Origin of the sequence: Pseudomonas sp. CHM02 (assembly GCF_000612585.1) — a bacterium.
Lineage (GTDB): Bacteria > Pseudomonadota > Gammaproteobacteria > Pseudomonadales > Pseudomonadaceae > Aquipseudomonas.
In genome coordinates this window covers 1-15,050 of the sequence record NZ_JFCA01000041.1, presented here as the reverse complement: position 1 = coordinate 15,050, position 15,050 = coordinate 1, and the positions used below count along the sequence as shown (strand labels likewise).

The following is a 15,050-nucleotide window of genomic DNA, read 5'->3' as shown; positions in this document are numbered from 1 at the left end:
ATTATTCAAGATTACCCCGCCACAGGCAATCGCCACCGGGCGCCAAATGGCGTGAAGATTGCCGCATGTCATTAATTTGCAAGATTCCACGCCGCGCAAATGGCTACACTGCGCAGGTGGCGCGGGCCGGATGCTCGCGTGAAGGGTAGATATCAATGTGGTAGCAGGAGAGTGGCGTGCTTAGAAGAATGGGGATAAAAGGCCGCGTACTGTTGCTGACCTTATTACCGACCAGCCTGATGGCCTCGTTGTTGGGGGGCTATTTCACCTGGATGCAACTCTCCGAACTGCAGTCCCAATTGCTGCAACGTGGCGAAATGATCGCCGAGCAACTGGCGCCGCTGGTGGCGCCCGCCTTGAGTGCACGCAACACCGACCTGCTGGAGCGCATCGCCACCCAGTCCCTGGAACAGCCGGACGTACGCGCCGTGTCGTTCCTCAGCCCGGACCGCGCATCGCTCGCCCACGCCGGCCCGACCATGCTCAACCTAGCCCCCATCGGCAACAGCTCGCACCTGTTGCAGCGCACCGGCAATGACGCCACCCGCTACCTGCTGCCGGTGTTTGGCCGCCATCGCAACCTCGCCGGCGAGCTGATCCCGGATGAAGCCGACCGCCTGCTGGGTTGGGTCGAAGTGGAACTGTCCCACAACGGCATGTTGCTGCGCGGCTACCGCAGCCTGTTCGCCAGCCTGCTGCTGATTGCCATCGGCCTGATCTGCACCGCGGCCCTGGCCCTGCGCATCAGCCGTACGATCAATTCACCGATCGGCCAGATCAAGCAAGCCGTGGCCCAATTAAAGGACGGCAACCTGGAAACCCGCCTGCCACCGCTGGGCAGCCAGGAACTGGACCAACTCGCCTCGGGCATCAACCGCATGGCCGAAACCCTGCAGAATGCCCAGGAAGAACTGCAGCACAGCATCGACCAGGCCACGGAAGATGTGCGCCAGAACCTGGAAACCATCGAAATCCAGAACATCGAGCTCGACCTCGCCCGCAAGGAAGCCCTGGAGGCCAGCCGCATCAAGTCGGAATTCCTGGCCAACATGAGCCACGAGATCCGCACGCCGCTCAACGGTATCCTCGGCTTCACCCATTTACTGCAAAAGAGCGAGCTGACCCCGCGCCAGCTCGACTATCTGGGCACCATCGAGAAATCCGCCGACAACCTGCTGGGCATCATCAACGAGATCCTCGACTTCTCGAAAATCGAAGCCGGCAAGCTGGTCCTCGACAGCATCCCGTTCAACTTGCGGGATTTGCTGCAAGACACCCTGACCATCCTTGCCCCCGCCGCGCATGCCAAGCAGCTGGAGCTGGTAAGCCTGGTTTACCGCGACACGCCGCTGGCACTGGTAGGCGACCCGCTGCGCCTCAAGCAGATTCTCACCAACCTGATCAGCAACGCGATCAAGTTCACCCGCGAGGGCACCATCGTGGCTCGAGCGATGATCGAGGACGAGCAGGAAGACAGCGTGCAACTGCGTATCAGCGTGCAGGACACCGGCATCGGCCTGTCCAGCCAGGACGTGCGCGCGCTGTTCCAGGCCTTCAGCCAGGCCGACAACTCCCTGTCGCGCCAACCCGGTGGCACGGGGTTGGGCCTAGTGATCTCCAAGCGCCTGATCGAGCAGATGGGCGGCGAAATCGGCGTCGACAGCACACCGGGTGAAGGTTCGGAGTTCTGGATCAGCCTGAACCTGCCCAAGACCCGTGACGACGTCGAGGACCTGCCTTCCGCGCCCCTGCTGGGCCATCGCGTGGCCGTGCTGGAAAACCACGAGCTGGCGCGCCAGGCGCTGCAACACCAACTGGAAGACTGCGGCCTGGAAGTCACACCGTTCAATAGCCTGGAAAGCCTGACCAACGGCATCACCAGCGCCCATCAGACCGACCAGGCGATTGACCTTGCGGTGCTTGGCGTGACGGCCAATGACATCCCGCCCGAGCGGCTCAACCAGCACCTGTGGGACCTCGAACACCTGGGCTGCAAGGTACTGGTGCTGTGCCCCACCACCGAGCAGATGCTGTTCAACCAGTCGGTACCCAACCCCAACAGTCAATTGCAGGCCAAGCCGGCGTGCACGCGCAAACTGCGCCGTGCGTTGTCCGACCTGATCAGCCCGCGCCCAGCGCGCAGCGAACCGGGCGAGCCGCTGTCCAGCCGGGCGCCGCGCGTGCTCTGCGTGGACGACAACCCGGCGAACCTGCTGCTGGTCCAGACCCTGCTGGAAGACATGGGCGCACGGGTGCGTGCCGTGGAAAGCGGGTATGCGGCCATTGACGCGGTGAAACAGGACACCTTCGACCTGGTGCTGATGGACGTGCAGATGCCTGGCATGGACGGTCGCCAGAGCACCGAGGCGATCCGCCAGTGGGAAAGCGAACGCAGCGGCACGCCACTGCCGATCGTCGCCCTCACCGCCCATGCCATGGCCAACGAAAAACGCGCCCTGCTGCAAAGCGGCATGGACGACTACCTGACCAAACCCATCAGCGAACGGCAACTGGCCCAGGTGGTGTTGAAGTGGACCGGCCTGGCCCTGCGCAATCAAGGTCCGGAACGTGCGACCGAGGGCCTGGGCCCGGGCGTGCAACTGCCGGTGCTCGACCATGAGGAAGGCCTGCGCCTGGCAGCCGGCAAGGCTGATCTGGCGGCGGACATGCTCGCGATGCTACTGGCATCGCTTGAGGCCGATCGCCTGGCAATCACCCTCGCCCGCGATGCCAATGACAACAACGCCTTGATCGAACGCGTGCACCGCCTGCACGGTGCGACCCGTTACTGCGGCGTACCGCAATTGCGAGCCGCTTGCCACCGCGCCGAAACCCTGCTCAAGCAGGACGACGCCAAGGCCCAGCACGCGCTGGATGAACTGGACATGGCCATTGCCCGGCTCGCCAGTGAAGCGCGAGTCAATGCCTGACTTTGCACAGGAACAGGCTTTTGTGGTGAGCGAACTCGCCTCGCGCGGGTGTAGCCCGCTCACCACAAAAGCCTGATTCTTCATTTGTAATTGCAGGGAGCATTTCCATGCGCGTGATTCTTTTCAGCAGCCAGGCCTACGACCGCGACAGCTTTCTCGGCGAACCGCTGCCATCAGGTCTGGAGCTGCAGTTCCAGCCCGCCCGGCTCAACCTCGACACCGTGGCCCTGGCCGAACATCACGAAGTGGTGTGTGCCTTCATCAATGACGACCTCAGCGCCCCGGTGCTGGAACAGTTGGCCAAGGGCGGCACACGGCTGATCGCCCTGCGTTCGGCGGGCTACAACCATGTGGACCTGCCCAGCGCCAAGCGCCTGTGCTTGACCATCGTGCGCGTACCGGCCTATTCACCCCACGCGGTGGCCGAACACGCGGTCGCGCTGATCCTCGCCCTCAACCGTCGCCTGCACCGCGCCTACAACCGCACCCGCGATGGCGATTTCAGCCTGCATGGCCTCACCGGCTTCGACCTGGTGGGCAAGACTGTCGGTGTGGTCGGCACGGGGCAGATCGGTGCCACGTTCGCCAAGATCATGGCCGGCTTCGGTTGCCAATTGCTCGCCTACGACCCCTTCCCCAACCCGCAGGTCGAGGCCCTGGGCGCGCGCTACGTAAGCCTGGCCGAATTACTGGCCCAGGCGCAGATCGTCAGCCTGCACTGCCCGCTGAACACCGACAGCAAACACCTGATCAATGCCGGCTCGCTGGCGCAGATGCAGCCCGGTGCGATGCTGATCAACACCGGCCGCGGTGGCCTGGTCGACACCCCGGCGCTGATCGAGGCGCTCAAGGATGGCCAACTCGGCTATCTCGGGCTGGATGTGTACGAGGAAGAAGCCCAGTTGTTTTTCGAGGACCGCTCCGACCTGCCCTTGCAGGACGACGTGCTCGCGCGCCTGCTGACCTTCCCCAACGTGATCATCACCGCGCACCAGGCGTTTCTGACCCGCGAGGCCCTGGCGGCCATCGCCGGCACCACCTTGGCCAACATCGCGGCCTGGGCCGAGGGCCGGGCGCAGAACCTCGTCGAAGGATGATCAGCGGTCACATACCAGGCGCATGATGAACCAGCACCCGTGATAGGATGCCGCGCCTATTTGGAGGATCCATGGCCGAACACGATTTCCGCTTCAGTTTGCTGAGCCCGCAACACACCCTGATCGAATGCCGCGCCCTGGTGCCTGGCCGTTACCAGGTCACTGGTAACGGTGGTTCGATCAAGCATGGCGACGTTTTGATCGTCTCCCTGCGCGGCAGTAAAACCCTGTCGATGCGCCTCACCGTCGAAGGTGACGCGCGCTACTCCATCCGCCCGGCGGGCCAGTGGGTCGCCATGGCCCAGGGGCCGAAATTCGGCGAGTTGGAGATTCACACCTGGAAGGTCAATTGCAACAGCTGCGACAGCGTGCTGGAGTTTGAATTCGCGGTGGAAACCAAGCTGACCAAAGAGCCGCTGCAACCGGCCGCCAACGCGCGGATCGCCGAATTGGGCTGGGCCAGCGAGGGCGACAGGCACCGCTGCCCTAAATGCCAGAAGGCCGCGCAATGAGAGGCCTGCTTCTGCTCGCCGCCGTCGGTGCGGCCCTGACGGGCTGCGCCGGCGACTCGGTCAAGCTCAAGCAGGATCACAGCTACGTGGTGGAATGGATCGGTGAACGACCGCTGATGGATTACGCGCACCTGACCGTCACCCTCGGCGCCGATGGCCGCGCCTACGGCAATGGCGGTTGCAACCATTGGTTTGCACCGTACACCGTCGAGGGCGACAAGCTCAGCTTCGGCAAGATCGGCAGCACCCGCAAACTCTGTGCCGAGGCCTTGATGGAGCAGGAACACCGCTTCTTCCAAGCCCTGCAAGGCGTGCAGCGCTGGGACATCTCGCCGATCGAGCAGACGCGCTTCTGGCCGGCCGACGGCAAGCCGATACGCTTGTGGCTGGAAGAAGGCTAACCCTAGCCTTTCGCAATCAACATGTGGGAGCGGGCTTGCTCGCGAAGGCGGTCGTTCAGCCGGTATATCCGGTGACTGACACACTGCCTTCGCGAGCAAGCCCGCTCCCACATTTGTTTTGAGTGGTTGCTTTAGCCACGCAGGGCCTTGAGTTTTGCCAATACACCTTCCGCCGTCTGCTCACCCATCAACTGCTCACGCACCTTGCCCTTGTCATCGATGATGTAGGTCACCGGCAACGCTTCGCTGCGCGGAATATCGAAAATCTCTTCCGGGTTCTGCGCCAGTACGGTGAACTTGATCCCCAGCTTTTCACTGGCGGCCTTCAGCTCTTCACCCTGCACATTGTCGAAGTTGACCCCGAAAACGCCGACGTTCTGCGCCTTCAACTGTTCGGCCAAGGCATTGAGCTCGGGGATTTCCGTGCGGCACGGGCCACACCATTCGGCCCAGTAGTTGACCACCAGCCACTGCTTGTCCAAGCGTTCGGATGCTACTTTCTGGCCATATTGGTCAACGCCGTAATCGTTACCGCAGCCGCTGAGCAGCAGGGTTGTAATGATCGCCAATGCTCCGATCAGTCGCCTTGTCATGGGGTAATCCTTCGCAAAAATGAACGTTGGCTGCGACCTATCGCCTCTTACGGTTTAAGGACAGGTCGCTGCGCGGGTAGAATACCCGCCACCTTACGCAAGATGCGACCCGCACATGACCGATCTGACGCTTTATCACAACCCGCGCTGCTCGAAATCCCGCGGTGCGCTGGAACTGCTCGAAGCCCGCGGCCTCACGCCTACCGTGGTGCGTTACCTGGAAACCCCACTCGACGCCGCGCAATTGAAGGCGTTGCTGGGCAAGCTAGGCATCAGCGCGCGCCAACTGCTGCGCAGCGGTGAAGACGAATACAAGGCGCTCAACCTCGCCGACGCCAGCCTCAGCGAAGCCCAGTTGATCGCAGCCATCGCCGAGCACCCGAAGCTGATGGAGCGCCCGATCCTGGAAACCGCCGACAAAGCCATCATTGGCCGTCCTCCGGAAAACGTATTGGAGATCCTGCCGTGACGTCGCCGTATGTGCTGGTGTTGTATTACAGCCGTAACGGCTCGGTCAGCGAAATGGCCCGGCAGATTGCCCGGGGCATCGAGCAAGGCGGGATGGAAGCCCGGCTGCGCACCGTGCCGGCGATCTCCACCGAGTGCGAAGCCGTGGCGCCGAGCATTCCGGAAGAAGGCGCGCTGTATGCCAGCCTCGATGACCTGAAGCACTGCTCGGGCCTGGCCCTGGGCAGCCCGACCCGCTTCGGCAACATGGCCGCGCCGCTCAAGTACTTCCTCGACGGCACCAGCAACCTGTGGCTCACCGGCGCCCTCGTCGGCAAGCCGGCTGGCGTGTTTACCTCCACGGCCAGCCTGCACGGCGGCCAGGAAACCACGCTGATGTCGATGCTGCTGCCGCTGCTGCACCACGGCATGCTGATCACCGGCCTGCCCTACAGCGAACAGGCGTTGCTCGATACCCAGGGCGGCGGCACGCCGTATGGCGCCAGCCACCACGCCGGGCCGGACGGCAAGCGCCTGCTCGATCAACATGAAATCGCCCTGTGCCGTGCTCTCGGCCTGCGCCTGGCCACCACCGCCACGCTGCTGGAGAACGGCCGTGGCCAGAAAGCCTAAGGTCCTGCCGCCCCAGGCGTGGCTGGAGCCACGGGTCAAGGTCGCTCGAGTGCTGAGCCTGCTGGCGTTTTTTGGCCTGGTGGGCCTGCTCTGCGTGTACTACCTGTTCGTCGCCGACCTGCACGGCGCACGGCCGTGGGTGATCCTGCTGATCGAACTGGTGCCCCTGCTGGTGCTGGCACCGGGCATGCTGCTGGGCAGCGCGCGCGGGCATTCGTGGATGTGCTTTGTGGTGAACCTGTACTTCATCAAGGGCGCGCTGGCGGCGTATGACCCGAACCGCCAGGGCTTCGGGGTGTTGGAAATGCTGGCGAGCCTGGCAGTGTTTTGTACGGCACTGCTGTATGTGCGCTGGCGGCATCAGCTGAATCGGCGGCTCGCGAACTGATTCTGTGGTGAGCGGGCTTGCCCCGCGCTGGGTGGCGAAGCCACCCCATCTCACGCACTGAGTTTCTCCAGTTAGGACTGAGGCGTCTGAGTTTGGGGCGGCCTCGCCACCCAGCGCGGGGCAAGCCCGTTCACTACAGGTTAGTGATTCACCGTATACGCCAGCATCATCGACAACTGGCACATCGGCCGCCCACTCTCGGCATGCCACTGGTTGAACGCGCCCTGCACCGTCGCCAGGTCTCGCAGGCTGGTCGGCGCCTTGTCGACGATCTTCTGCGCATTCAGCGCGGCCACCACATCATAGCTGGGCACGAAGGTATCCTTGCCAACCATGCGCAAGAAGCGCGGCGCGGACAGCCCGCCGAGTTGATGACCGTGCTTGCTCAGGTACTTCCACAACCCAACGATATCGGTCACCGGCCAATCGGCGATGAACGCGCCAAAGCTGCCCTTCTCCTGCTCGATGTCGAGGATCATCTGCGCATTGCGCGGTACGCTCTTGAGCTTGCCCAGGTGACGGATGATCCGCGTGTCCTGCATCAGCCGCTCCAGGTGCTCAGCGCCCATCAGCACGACCTTTTCTGGGTCGAAGCCAAAAAACACCTGCTCGAACGCTGGCCACTTGGCGTCCACCACACTGTGCTTCAAGCCCGCACGGAACACGCGCAATGCCAGGGTCGACAGGTAGCGATCATCGCTGATCTTGCGCAACTGCGCCGGGGTCTTGGGAACAGGCAGATGGGCTTCCAGCTCGGCCACCGAACCGAAGCGGTTCAGACAATACTCGTGCAGCCACTTGTAATCGCGCATGCCCTCTCCTGGCAATTGAATTGAAAACGGCGCCCGCAAGCGCCGTGTGTCAGAGCATGGAATCGGCTCAGAGGTTCACAACATTGACAAAGCGCGAGGCAGCGGTTTCATCAATCTTCAAGCTGGTGAAGTCGAACAGGTTACGGTCGGCCAACTGCGAGGGGATCACGTTCTGCAGGCTGCGGAAGATGCTTTCGGTACGGCCTGGGGTCTTGCGCTCCCAATCCACCAGCATTTCCTTGACCACCTGGCGCTGCAGGTTTTCCTGGGAGCCGCACAGGTTGCACGGGATGATCGGGAATTGCTTGAAGTCGGAGTAGGCCTGGATGTCCTTCTCGTTGCAATACGCCAGCGGGCGGATCACCACGTTGCGTCCGTCATCGGCACGCAGCTTGGGCGGCATGGCCTTGAGGGAACCATTGAAGAACATATTGAGGAAGAAGGTTTCGACGATGTCATCGCGATGATGACCCAGGGCCATCTTGGTCGCACCGATCTCATCGGCGAAGGTGTACAGCGTGCCACGACGCAGGCGCGAACACAGCGAGCAGGTGGTCTTGCCCTCCGGGATCAGCTCCTTGACCACGGAATAGGTGTCTTTTTCGACGATGTGGTACTCGATGCCCAGTTCCTTGAGGTAGGCCGGCAGCACGTGCTCAGGGAAGCCCGGTTGTTTCTGGTCCATGTTGACGGCGACGATCTCGAACTTGATCGGCGCGACCTTTTGCAGGTGCAGCAGCACGTCGAGCATGGTGTAGCTGTCTTTGCCGCCGGAGAGGCAGACCATGACCTTGTCGCCGTCCTCGATCATGTTGAAATCGGCGACCGCTTCACCGGCCAGGCGACGCAGGCGTTTTTGCAGTTTGTTCTGGTTGACCGTAAGAGTGCCCATGGCGCTTGGATCCGCTAGAGGTGTGTGACGAAAAGCCGGGTATTTTACGCAAAAAAAATCATCAAAAGGGCTAGCGGTAAAAGACTCCGCCGCGATTAGGGCCAATGTTTACAGCGCAATTCGCTCTAAAGCCTTACAGTTTTTCCGGTCATCACTTCCTATACTGCGACTAGAGGTCGCATATCTATCCAGACCTTTGAGGCCAGTTGGCCCGTGGGCGCTCCGATGGGGGGCGATAGCAATAACGACAGGAGTGAATGGCATGATCCATCACGTCGTGGGGCTTTTTACCCATCCCGACCAGGAATGGCGGGAAATTCGTGGCGATAAAGAAGAAAGCATCGGCCACATGTACCTCACCCATACCTTGATTCTCGCGGCGATCCCTGCCGTATCCGCCTTTATCGGCACCACCCAGGTCGGCTGGGTCATCGGCAACCGCGCGCCGGTGATGCTCACCCAGGAAAGTGCATTGTGGATGACCCTCATGTCCTATGCCGCCATGCTCGGCGGCGTGGCAGTGATGGGCGCGTTCATTCACTGGATGGCGCGCACCTACGACGCCAACCCCAGCATGGCACGCTGCGTGGCTTTTGCCACCTACACCGCCACACCGCTGTTCATTGGCGGGCTGGCCGCGCTCTACCCGCATATGTGGCTGGGCATGGTCGTGGGCACGGCGGCGATCTGTTACACGGTGTACCTGTTGTATGTAGGCGTACCGACCTTCATGAACATCGATCCGGATGAAGGCTTCCTGTTTTCCAGCTCGATACTGGCCGTAGGGCTGGTGGTGCTGGTGGCGATCATGGCGTTTACCGTGATCGTCTGGGGGCTGGGCGTAGGCCCGACCTATACAAGCTGAGCAGATAAAACCGTAGGCAAAGCCACCGCAAGGTGGCTTTGTGCGTTATGCATGACCATTCGGCGCCTGACAGATTCGGAAACACCCAGCTTTGCGGCATACTGGACATCTCTGGAGATATGTACAGCATGCCCGAGCAACTCAATACCCGCGTCGAAGATTGTTTCCTGCAAGCCGAATCCTTTTTCAAACGAAGCTTCAAACGCCCCCAGGTCAGCCTCAAGCTGCGGGGCCAGAAGGCCGGTGTCGCGCATTTGCACGAGAACCTGCTGCGTTTCAACCCACAGTTGTACCGCGAGAACACCCAACACTTCCTGAAACAGACCGTGGCCCATGAAGTGGCGCATTTGATTGCCCACCAATTGTTTGGCGAGCGCATCCAGCCCCATGGCGAGGAATGGCAATTGATCATGCGCGGGGTTTACGAACTGCCGCCGGACCGTTGCCACACCTATGAAGTGAAGCGCCGCCAGGTGACGCGCTACATCTACCGATGCCCGTGTGCGGACAGCGACTTTCCGTTCTCGTCACAACGCCATGGGATGGTGGCCCAGGGTCGAAGGTATTTGTGTCGGCGGTGCCGGCAGACCTTGGTGTTTACCGGCGAAACCCGCGTCGAATAAGCGTCAGGCAATCACGCGGGCTGTGCGCAGCTCGCTGATTCGCTGCGGGCTCAGGCCCAATTCCGCCAACACCTCATCACTATGGGCGCCCACGGCAGCGCCAATATGCCTCGGCGCTGGCAAACCTTCCGAAAACTTCAGCGGGCAGGCCAGCTGTGCCTGGGTCGACCCATCACCCCGTGGCACCTGACTGACCAGTCGCCGCGCTTTGAGCTGTGGATGCTCCACGGCTTCACTCAGGCTCAATACCGGCTCCACACACGCATCCACCCCGGCAAACAACTCACACAACTCATCAAAGCTGCGTTTCTCGAACTCAACCTGCAGCGCCTGCTTGAGTGTGGGCGACAGACCCAGCGCCGCAAGTTCCGGTCGCCCCAGGGCGTCACAGAGTTGCTGCATAAACCCAGGTTCCAGACTGCCCACCGACATCCAGCGCCCATCCCGTGAGCGGTAATAGTCGTAAAAACTGCCACCGTTCAACACGTGGCTTTCGCGTTCAGGCTCGACGCCGCACGCCAGGTAACCCGCGCCGGCCATGGCGTTCAGGCTGAACGAGCAATCGGTCATGCTCACATCCAGATACTGGCCGACCCCGCTCTGCTGCCGGGCGATGACCGCCGCGAGCAACCCCACCACCGCATGCAACGAACCGCCACCCACATCCGCCAGTTGCACGCCAAGCGGCAGCGGCCCGCTGTCCTGGCGCCCGGTGTAACTGGCCACCCCGGCCAGTGCCAGGTAATTGATGTCGTGCCCGGCGCGATCCTTGTAGGGCCCGGTCTGGCCATAACCGGTGATCGACACATAAATCAGCCGCGGGTTGATCGCCTTCAATGCCTCGTACCCCAGGCCCAGGCGCTCCATCACCCCAGGCCGGAATTGTTCGAGCACAATGTCGTAGTCCTTCACCAGCGCCCGCACGATCTCCAGCGCCTCGGCCTGTTTGAGGTCCAGCGCAAGGCTGCGCTTGTTACGGTTGAGATAGGCGTGGCTGGCTGAGGTGCCCTGGTCGAGGGGCGGCAGTACGCGCAACAGGTCGATGCGCGTCGGCGATTCGATGCGCAGCACCTCGGCGCCCATGTCCGCCAGCATCAACGAGGCGAACGGGCCAGGCAGCAAGGTGGAGAAATCCAGCACTTTGAGGGACACCAAGGGACCTGACATGAGCACTCCATTTCCGTTGTGAATGCCCACAGACTAGGCAGCCTTGGGCCTACCGGCAATCGCCGGAACGGTCATCGACAGTGACCGTTTTGATCACGGCGGGCTTTTTCGTGGCGGCGGCTTTATCATTGGCCCACGTTTGCTTGCAGAGTGTTCCATGAAGTTTGCGATTGCACTGTTTTCCGCCGCCCACGCGCCCTCCTCGCGCCGCGCCCTGCTGTTCGCCCAGGCGGCGCTGGCCGGCGGGCATGAGATTGTGCGGCTGTTTTTCTATCAGGACGGTGTCTACAGCGCCTCCAATGCCATCGTTGCGCCTCAGGATGAGCTGGACATCGCACGCCAGTGGCGTGAGTTTGTCAGCGCCCACCAGCTCGACAGCGTGGTGTGCATCGCCGCCGCCTTGCGCCGTGGCGTGCTCAACCAGGAGGAAGCCACGCGCTATCAACGCAGCGCGGTCAACCTCGATGCGCCGTGGGAGTTGTCGGGCCTGGGGCAACTGCACGACGCCGCCCAGGCCGCCGATCGCCTGATCTGTTTTGGAGGGCCGTGACATGTCCAAATCCTTATTGGTGATCAGCCGCCAGGCGCCGTGGTCCGGGCCAAGCGCCCGCGAAGCGCTGGACATCGTGCTGGCCGGCGGCGCCTTCGATCTACCGATCGGCCTGCTATTCCTCGATGACGGCGTGTTCCAACTGGCACCGCACCAGGACGCCAAGGCCGTGCAGCAAAAAGACCTCGGCGCAAACCTCCAGGCACTGGGCCTGTTTGGCATTGATGAGGTGTTCGCCTGCAGCCACAGCCTTGCCGAGCGCGGCCTCACGCCCCCCGCCAGCGCCCAGCCGCTGGACAGTGCCGCGATCTCCGCCCTGATTGACCGTTACGACCAGGTGATTACCCTCTGATGTCGACTCTCCATGTGGTTTCCCACTCCCCGTTTACCGATAGCCGCCTCGACAGCTGCCTGCGCATCTGCGGCGCCGAAGACGCCATCCTGCTCTGCGGCGATGGCGCCTACGGGCTGCACAACCCGGCCCTGCACACCAAGGGCGTGAAGGTCTTTGTGCTGGCCGAAGATATGCAGGCGCGCAATCTGCCTCTGCCGGATTGGGCCGATAGCGTCGATTACCCAGGTTTCGTGCAGCTGTCGATCGACTACGACAAGGTCAACAGCTGGCTATGAACACCCTGACCGTAGGCGCACGCACCCTGGAACTGGACAAGGACGGTTACCTCGTTGACCTGAACGACTGGTCCGACGAAGTGGCCAACGCCCTGGCCGCCGCCGAACCGCTGGCGTTGACCGCGGACCATTGGGAAATCCTCACGCTGCTGCGCCAGTTCTATGCCGAATTCCAGCTGTCGCCCGCCACGCGCCCGTTGATCAAGTACACCGCCTTGAAACTGGGCCCGGAAAAGGGCAACAGCCTGCACCTCAACAAATTGTTCAATGGCACTCCCGCCAAACTCGCCGCCAAGCTGGCGGGCCTGCCCAGGCCGACGAATTGCTTATGACCGATTTTGCCCCGCTGACCCTTGAAACCCCCGCCGAGCACCCGTTTGCACAGTTCGTGCGCATCCTGGGCAAAGGCAAGCGCGGCGCGCGCAACCTCACCCGCGAAGAAGCTCGCGAAGCCATGGGCATGCTGCTCGACGAAAAGGTCGAGGACACCCAATTGGGCGCCTTCCTGATGCTATTGCGCCACAAGGAGGAAAGCCCGGAAGAACTCGCCGGTTTCACCGAAGCGGTGCGCGAACGCCTGGACGCCCCGGCGCTGAACGTGGATGTCGACTGGCCCACCTACGCCGGCAAGAAGCGCCACCTGCCGTGGTACCTGCTGGCGGCCAAGTGCCTGGCGCAGAACGGCGTGCGCATCCTCATGCACGGCGGTGGCGCCCACACGGCGGGCCGGCTGTACACCGAGCAATTACTCGACGGCTTGCAGATCCCGCTGTGCCGCAACTGGCAGCAGGTCGAAGCCGCCTACGAGCACGGCAACCTGGCGTTTATCCCGCTAGGGGATTGGGCACCACAACTGCAGCGCATGATCGACCTGCGCAACACCCTGGGCCTGCGCTCGCCGATCCACTCCCTGGCGCGCCTGCTCAACCCGCTGAATGCGCGCCTGGGCCTGCAAAGCATTTTCCATCCGGGTTACCAGGGCGTGCACCGTGATGCCAGCGGCCTGCTCGGCGACAATGTGATCGTGGTGAAGGGTGATGGCGGTGAAGTCGAGATTAACCCCGACACCCTCAGCCATCTGTACGGCACCACCGGCGGCGAAAGCTGGGACGAAGAATGGCCTGCCCTCTCCGCCCAGCGTCACGTCAAGCCGGCCACGCTCGAACCCGAACACCTGAAAGCCGTGTGGCGCGGTGACGTTGAGGACAGCTACCCGCAACTGGCGCTGATCGCCACCATGGCCTTGGCGTTGCGCGGTCTGGGCCACCCACGGGAACACGCCTTTGAATTGGCCCAGCAGTACTGGGCCGCGCGGGACAAATCGATTTAATCGATGATTCACGCCCGGTCTTTGCGCTTTTAGTTCGAACTCATCCCTTTAGACTGGGCTCCAACGCTTATTAGCCAAGGAGCCAGTCATGGGTTTGCTGATCGAAGGACACTGGAAAGACCAGTGGTACGAAAGTAGCGCAGACGGCGCGTTCCAGCGCGAACAGGCGCAACGCCGGCACTGGGTGACCGCCGACGGCTCGCCTGGCCCGAGCGGCGAAGGTGGCTTCAAGGCCGAGGCCGGCCGCTATCACCTGTACGTGTCCCTCGCCTGCCCGTGGGCCCACCGAACCTTGATCCTGCGCAAGCTCAAGGGCCTGGAAGACTTGATCGAGGTGTCCGTGGTCAGTTGGTTGATGCTCGAAAACGGCTGGACCTTCGACAAGGCCCATGGCTCCACCGGCGACAAACTCGACGACTTCGCCTTCATGCACCAGCGCTACACCGCCGACACAGCCGATTACACCGGACGCGTCACCGTGCCGGTGCTGTGGGACAAAACGCTGCAGCGTATCGTCAGCAATGAATCGGCGGAGATCATCCGCATGTTCAACAGCGCCTTCAACGACCTGACCGGCAACACCCTGGATTTCTACCCCGCGCCGCTACGCGCCACCATCGACACGTTGAACGAACGTATCTACCCCGCCGTGAACAACGGCGTGTATCGCGCAGGCTTTGCCACTTCGCAGCAGGCGTATGAAAGTGCCTTCGATGATGTATTTGCGGAGTTGGATCATCTGGAACAGCACTTGGGCGACCATCGTTACCTGGCCGGTGAATACCTGACCGAGGCGGATGTGCGACTGTTCACGACCCTGATTCGCTTTGATGCGGTGTATTACAGCCACTTCAAATGCAACCTGCGCAGGATTGCGGATTATCCGCACCTGTCGAATTGGTTGAGGGAGCTGTATCAGTGGCCGGGCGTGGCCGAAACGGTGGATTTCGCGCACATCAAAGGGCATTACTATGCCAGTCACCGCACGATCAACCCCACGGGGATTGTGCCGATGGGGCCGTTGCAGCGGTTTGATGGACAGCATGATCGGGCACAACTGAACGGCAAAGGCGTCTGGAGCTGATCAGTCACTGTGGTGAGTGGGCTTGCTGTGGTGAGCGGGCTTGCCCCGCGCTGGGCTGCGCAGCAGCCCCAAAACCAGACGCCGAGTTCTTTCTGA

19 protein-coding genes are annotated in these 15,050 nt (G+C 62.1%); 15 read left to right on the top strand and 4 right to left on the bottom strand.

The window, feature by feature from the left end:
• Positions 1–176: 176 nt before the first annotated feature.
• The 4 genes from BM70_RS0122685 to BM70_RS0122670 all read left to right on the top strand — a co-directional run bounded on the left by BM70_RS0122685 (position 177) and on the right by BM70_RS0122670 (position 4,940).
• The gene (locus BM70_RS0122685) at positions 177–2,930 is read left to right on the top strand and encodes a response regulator (RefSeq protein ID WP_025858150.1); all 2,754 of its coding nucleotides are present in this window, start codon (positions 177–179) and stop codon (positions 2,928–2,930) included.
• Between the two features lie 107 nt (positions 2,931–3,037).
• Positions 3,038–4,027 (top strand): 2-hydroxyacid dehydrogenase, encoded by a 990-nt coding sequence (locus BM70_RS0122680; protein ID WP_025858149.1) that lies wholly within the window; start codon positions 3,038–3,040, stop codon positions 4,025–4,027.
• A gap of 71 nt (positions 4,028–4,098) precedes the next feature.
• Positions 4,099–4,539 carry a hypothetical protein gene (locus BM70_RS0122675; RefSeq protein WP_025858148.1) on the top strand — a complete coding sequence of 147 codons (441 nt, stop codon included), beginning with the start codon at positions 4,099–4,101 and terminating at the stop codon, positions 4,537–4,539.
• On the top strand, positions 4,536–4,940 hold the full coding sequence (locus tag BM70_RS0122670; RefSeq protein ID WP_025858147.1) for an META domain-containing protein: 405 nt from the start codon (positions 4,536–4,538) through the stop codon (positions 4,938–4,940). Before BM70_RS0122675 ends, BM70_RS0122670 begins: the two co-directional genes overlap by 4 nt.
• A gap of 131 nt (positions 4,941–5,071) precedes the next feature.
• On the opposite strand, the gene BM70_RS0122665 is transcribed toward BM70_RS0122670, so the two are convergent.
• Positions 5,072–5,533: a TlpA disulfide reductase family protein gene (locus tag BM70_RS0122665; RefSeq protein WP_025858146.1), complete on the bottom strand. Its 462-nt coding sequence runs from the start codon at positions 5,531–5,533 to the stop codon at positions 5,072–5,074.
• A gap of 115 nt (positions 5,534–5,648) precedes the next feature.
• Between BM70_RS0122665 and arsC the strand changes: the two genes are divergently transcribed.
• The 3 genes from arsC to BM70_RS0122650 are packed head-to-tail and all read left to right on the top strand — an operon-like array spanning position 5,649 to position 7,001.
• Entirely contained in the window at positions 5,649–6,002 is a 354-nt protein-coding gene (gene arsC / locus BM70_RS0122660) for an arsenate reductase (glutaredoxin) (RefSeq protein WP_025858145.1), read from the top strand.
• Positions 5,999–6,613 carry an NAD(P)H:quinone oxidoreductase gene (gene wrbA, locus BM70_RS0122655; RefSeq protein WP_010209634.1) on the top strand — a complete coding sequence of 205 codons (615 nt, stop codon included), beginning with the start codon at positions 5,999–6,001 and terminating at the stop codon, positions 6,611–6,613. Before arsC ends, wrbA begins: the two co-directional genes overlap by 4 nt.
• Positions 6,597–7,001: a DUF2069 domain-containing protein gene (locus BM70_RS0122650; protein ID WP_025858143.1), complete on the top strand. Its 405-nt coding sequence runs from the start codon at positions 6,597–6,599 to the stop codon at positions 6,999–7,001. The genes wrbA and BM70_RS0122650 overlap by 17 nt, the downstream gene beginning before the upstream one ends.
• Positions 7,002–7,141: 140 nt before the next feature.
• Here BM70_RS0122650 and BM70_RS0122645 read toward each other — a convergent pair whose 3' ends face one another.
• Together BM70_RS0122645 and ttcA are read right to left on the bottom strand one after the other, a co-directional pair.
• Positions 7,142–7,813, bottom strand: a complete 672-nt coding sequence (locus BM70_RS0122645) for a DNA-3-methyladenine glycosylase I (protein WP_025858142.1) — start codon at positions 7,811–7,813, stop codon at positions 7,142–7,144.
• Between the two features lie 67 nt (positions 7,814–7,880).
• The gene (ttcA, locus tag BM70_RS0122640) at positions 7,881–8,705 is read right to left on the bottom strand and encodes a tRNA 2-thiocytidine(32) synthetase TtcA (protein ID WP_025858140.1); all 825 of its coding nucleotides are present in this window, start codon (positions 8,703–8,705) and stop codon (positions 7,881–7,883) included.
• Positions 8,706–8,967: 262 nt separating this feature from the next.
• On the opposite strand from ttcA, the gene BM70_RS0122635 reads away from it, so the two are divergent.
• Positions 8,968–9,570, top strand: a complete 603-nt coding sequence (locus BM70_RS0122635) for a Yip1 family protein (protein WP_025858139.1) — start codon at positions 8,968–8,970, stop codon at positions 9,568–9,570.
• Between the two features lie 128 nt (positions 9,571–9,698).
• Positions 9,699–10,193, top strand: a complete 495-nt coding sequence (locus tag BM70_RS0122630) for a SprT family zinc-dependent metalloprotease (RefSeq protein ID WP_025858138.1) — start codon at positions 9,699–9,701, stop codon at positions 10,191–10,193.
• A 3-nt stretch (positions 10,194–10,196) separates the two neighbouring features.
• Here BM70_RS0122630 and BM70_RS0122625 read toward each other — a convergent pair whose 3' ends face one another.
• Positions 10,197–11,360, bottom strand: coding sequence for a CaiB/BaiF CoA-transferase family protein (locus BM70_RS0122625; RefSeq protein WP_025858137.1), 1,164 nt, complete (start codon positions 11,358–11,360; stop codon positions 10,197–10,199).
• A 157-nt stretch (positions 11,361–11,517) separates the two neighbouring features.
• Between BM70_RS0122625 and tusD the strand changes: the two genes are divergently transcribed.
• From tusD to BM70_RS0122595, 6 genes are all read left to right on the top strand, one after another.
• Positions 11,518–11,910, top strand: a complete 393-nt coding sequence (gene tusD, locus BM70_RS0122620) for a sulfurtransferase complex subunit TusD (RefSeq protein ID WP_025858135.1) — start codon at positions 11,518–11,520, stop codon at positions 11,908–11,910.
• 1 nt (position 11,911) lies between these two features.
• Entirely contained in the window at positions 11,912–12,262 is a 351-nt protein-coding gene (gene tusC / locus BM70_RS0122615; protein ID WP_025858134.1) for a sulfurtransferase complex subunit TusC, read from the top strand.
• On the top strand, positions 12,262–12,540 hold the full coding sequence (gene tusB, locus BM70_RS0122610; RefSeq protein ID WP_025858133.1) for a sulfurtransferase complex subunit TusB: 279 nt from the start codon (positions 12,262–12,264) through the stop codon (positions 12,538–12,540). The genes tusC and tusB overlap by 1 nt, the downstream gene beginning before the upstream one ends.
• Positions 12,537–12,872, top strand: a complete 336-nt coding sequence (locus BM70_RS0122605) for a TusE/DsrC/DsvC family sulfur relay protein (RefSeq protein ID WP_025858132.1) — start codon at positions 12,537–12,539, stop codon at positions 12,870–12,872. The genes tusB and BM70_RS0122605 overlap by 4 nt, the downstream gene beginning before the upstream one ends.
• A 14-nt stretch (positions 12,873–12,886) precedes the next feature.
• Positions 12,887–13,870, top strand: coding sequence for a glycosyl transferase family protein (locus BM70_RS0122600; RefSeq protein WP_371262178.1), 984 nt, complete (start codon positions 12,887–12,889; stop codon positions 13,868–13,870).
• Between the two features lie 88 nt (positions 13,871–13,958).
• Positions 13,959–14,954: a glutathione S-transferase family protein gene (locus tag BM70_RS0122595; RefSeq protein ID WP_025858130.1), complete on the top strand. Its 996-nt coding sequence runs from the start codon at positions 13,959–13,961 to the stop codon at positions 14,952–14,954.
• Positions 14,955–15,050 lie beyond the last annotated feature (96 nt).